This is a genomic window from Rosenbergiella collisarenosi (genome assembly GCF_018494085.1).
Taxonomy (GTDB): Bacteria; Pseudomonadota; Gammaproteobacteria; order Enterobacterales; family Enterobacteriaceae; genus Rosenbergiella; species Rosenbergiella collisarenosi.
Genome location: NZ_JABBFP010000022.1, coordinates 1 through 4116 on the forward strand (window position 1 = coordinate 1; position 4116 = coordinate 4116).

General features: G+C 57.9%; 1 protein-coding gene. It reads right to left on the minus strand.

Features of this window, described 5'->3' with window-relative positions:
• A partial coding sequence (locus HGT70_RS16400) for a hemagglutinin repeat-containing protein (protein ID WP_214196572.1) occupies positions 1–4116 on the minus strand: 4116 nt, incomplete at both ends.

Sequence of the window (4116 nt, forward strand, 5' to 3'; positions counted from 1 at the left end):
GTACCGAGGCGTAAGTGCTATCGAGGTTATCGCGCGACGCGTTGAGGGAAATAGAGCCGCCCCCCATACTCGCGCTACCGCCGGCGCTGGCGCTGGTCTGCGTGGCAGTGTAATCATCGCTATCCTGTTCGCTGGTCAGGGTCAGGTTACGCCCCACCGTCATTGACACCTTGTGTCCGCTCGCCTGTGCCCCCTGCAGTTGCGTATCTCGGCCGCTGACGATGTTTAGCGTATTACCGGCATCGAGCAGGGTTTCACTGTGCGAAATCGCCGTACCGTTCTCGCGCCCCTTGGCAGTATTGAGGCTCGCATTGACCGAAATCCCATTCGACCCACTCCCAAAGTTAATGCCGATACCAAAAGAGCCGCCTTGGCTGCTGTTTTTACCCGTCAGGTGCTGGCTATTCTGCGCCGATTCGATGAGTACGTCGCGCTGCGCCGTGAGCGTTAAGTCCTGACCGGCCTGTAAATGGCTGCCGACGAGTCGAACATCCCCCTCATCGGCGGTAATCGTCAGGTTATTTCCGGCGGTAAGCTGACTGCCTTGCTGCTGTTGCATGGTCTGAGTCTGTGTTGCGCTCGATGATTGGGTTCCCCAGGAAAGATTAATGCCGACCATACTGCCCGGTGACTCGGCAGCGAGCCCAGCCCCCTGTTGGGCCTGATAGGCCTGTACCCCACTTAAGGCAGCTTGCACGCCTTTTAGCGCCGCTAACCGCCCGCTACTCTCCTCGCTGGCCGACGTCGCTTGGGTAATGGCCTGATTGACCAACCCGCCGACCACGCCTGACAGCGCAAGGGTCAGCCCACTGCTTTTTTGCTCGCTGAGGTGGCTCTGGGTACTGCGTGATTCACTCGTTGTAATAGTGACCTGCTTCGCGGCCAGGTCAATATCTCGCTTCGCCAACAACTCGGCACCGGTGAGGGTTATCCCATTGCCTGCAGTGACCTTGACGCTACCCTCGCTACTCCCGACTAAGCTTGCGAGGTGGCTAACCGATGCCCCCTCGTCCGTGGTGCGCTGCGCGTGTTGCCCATAACTAAACCCAATCCCCCCGGTGCCCGATAGGCCTTTACGTTTTTCCTCATAGCGATGGACTTCTTGGCGACTATTCTGTGTCTGGGTCAGTTGCACCTGGTTCCCGGCTTGTAGCGTCACCACCTGCGTACCAATGGCTCGGCTGCCCGCTAAGGTCAGATCATTTCCCGCCTGCAGATGGACGCTCTCCCCTTCCACCGCACTGCCTAATGCCTGCGTGGTTGAGATACTCTCATGCCGCGTCTGCATTTTACTGGATAACCACCCGGCGCTGCGTTGCTGGCTATTCTCAATGACCGCTTGTTGCGACTGACCACTGCTTAGCGTGAGGTCTCGACCCGCGCGTAGCGTCAGCGCCTCACCCGCCAATACCTTGGCAGCCTGTAGGTTGATATCTCGGCCTGCTAACAGCGTTATTTGGCCATTGCCTTCAACCTGGCTGCCAAGTTCGGTCATCTGGGTAACGCGTCGGTTGTTGCCTTTGTCCCACTGTGTCGACTCATGGCTCGCGGTTGCCACCGTACTCAGGTAGACATCATTACCCGCCGATAACGCGGTATGACCGCCTTGTCCCTGATTATTGACCTGACTGCCCACCAACTTGAGGTCATGGTGTGCCTGCAACGTTAAACGTCCACCATCCCCTTGTACAAAAATCGAGGCGCTCCGGTCACGCCAACGGTTATCGTCATCGCCGGCCATCAGGGTCTGACTGATGATATCGCCTGCGGCGAAGGCAGAGAGGCTCTGCTCCGCGTGCAGTCGCCCACCCAAATTACTGATATTGCTACGCGCGGTAAGGTCAACATCGCGACCGCTAATATCGCCGCGATTAGTGATGTTTTCGGCCGTTATCTGGGTTAATTCGCGCCCCATCAGGCTGCCACTGTTCACCAGATTGCCAGTAAGTTGCAGCTGCGTCTGCTGAGCCGAGAGCAGCCCGCCTTGGCGAGTGACATCCCCGGCTTGCACCCGCGCGTAAACTTGCGGCACCCATACCCTTTGCGAAGAGCCATCGGGGAGTGTGACCGCTTGTTGCACGAGCCACACCATATCTTGGGTAAGCTGTGCGACCTGCTCTGCGCTTAAGGCAATACCCGGTGTCAGGTTTAGGCGCTGAGCGAACGCTATCCCCGCATCGAGCAGTGCGCGATATTGCTGCTCGTCGTTATTAAACCCGTTTAGAAAACGGCTACCGGTTAAGGCGGTAATCTGTTCGCGCACCAAGACCTGCTCATAAAAGCCATCTCCTAAGCGTTTCGCCAGTCGCCCATCCGTCCACGCCAATTGGTCAAACACCCTGTCACTGCTGAGAAACTGCTGGTGCTGGGTGAAGCGTGGGTCGGTCTCGATTAAGAACGCCACCTCGGAGGAGGGGCGTAACTGATAGAGCGCGGAGTGTGGCAGCGTGAGAGTCACCGGGATAAAACCTATCGGCGTGTCTGTCACGCTAGCCCGCTGGTCGAGGGCCTGCGTAACCGTAGAGGGCAGCCGTGCATCGCTATCCAGCGGGCGAACACCACTCGCCGTGGGAGTAAGCGCCTGTGTTTCACGGTCAGTGACCACCGTGCCCCCGCCCGTGATGTGGGCATGCTCCTGCCAGCGCGACTGCTGTAAATCGACCGTTTTCACGATGGGTGATGGGACGTAGGCGCTATGCCGCTTGCCTTGGCTGGTGATCGTGCCACCGATGGGGCGATCTTTCTTCTTCGCATACCAATGAGTGACCGTGCCACTATCGGTGATCGTTTGTTGTCCCCAAGTCACCCGATTATTTAAGGTTCCGATCACCCCGAGTAACCGACCACCTGCCATGACCAAACTATCTTGATTAGTGACCTGTTCACTGTGCAGGGTTAAATCCCCGCCGGCGATAATTTTACCGGGGTCGCTGGTGACTAGCTGAGTCTCGACGACGCGACGCTGAAATTGATACTCATAGAAATCATCATCCTGCGTGCCGTCTGGCAGTTTCGCGAGGTGTACGCCATATTTATTTTTATCGTGCGTATCGACCTCCTGCCAGTTGTAGCGCTGCGCCGAGCCACTCAGGGCCACTTCGTGATGCGCGGCGTTTTCGGTCTCGACCAACGCGGTGGTCAGGGTCTCATTGAGGTTATTCACCGACTGACTGCTGAGTGTCATGGCCCCCAGTGCCTCTATGGTCGCGCTGGTATTGGTTAATTCAATCGCCTCGCCCTGTACCTGCCCAGCTGCCGTGAGTCGACCACCGACGACGAGTTCCCCTGCACTGAACAGGATGCTCTGGGCAAGATTGTATAGGCTGTGGGTGGCAATCAATAGCTGCTGGCGCGCGGCAATAATCGGTGCCAAGCCCGCATGTTGGCGCTGAGTCAGCCGCTGGGTCTCTATCACGAGCTGGTCAGCGTAGAGGCGTCCCCCCGCGAGATTATCGAGCTGTGCGGCGCGAAGATGAGTGAGCCCACCGTCGATGAGCCCCTTATTTTCCAGTCTGCCGTCGACCCATAACTGCGTCTGCCCACCACTCAGCTCACCGCTCGCCAGATTCGTGAGAAACGGGAGCTGCACGGTCATCACACCGCCTGCATTCAATTGCCCTTGATTAGTCAGGCCTTGGTGAAAGGAGGCCGACAGGTTGCCATTCGCGCTGATCCGTCCGCCATGCAGAAAATGCTGGTTAAATGCGAGCGTCATCGCGTTTGCGGAGAGTAGATCCCCGAGGCCGCTCAGTGTTCCCGTGCTGATCTGTAGATGATCGCCTGCAATGAAGGTGCCCGCCTCGTTATCGACGCTAGTGTCAGGCCGCCCTTGGAGCACCAGCTGCTGCTGGGATGAGAGTATTCCGCCGCGATTATTCAGGTGCTTAGCGATATTCAGGACTAAGGCCTGTTGGCTGCGTATTGCCCCGCCCGTGTTATCGATAGTCTGACCAGACAGCGTGATCGACTGTCCTTCAATCCCCTGCTGATCCGGCTGTTCACCACGATTACTAACGCTCGTGGCAAGGAGCGTCATGGTCTGGCCGCTGCGCAGCCATCCTTGGTCGTTAGTTAACTGCCCCGCGACCTGTGCCTGCAGATCCCCGAGGGCTTGTA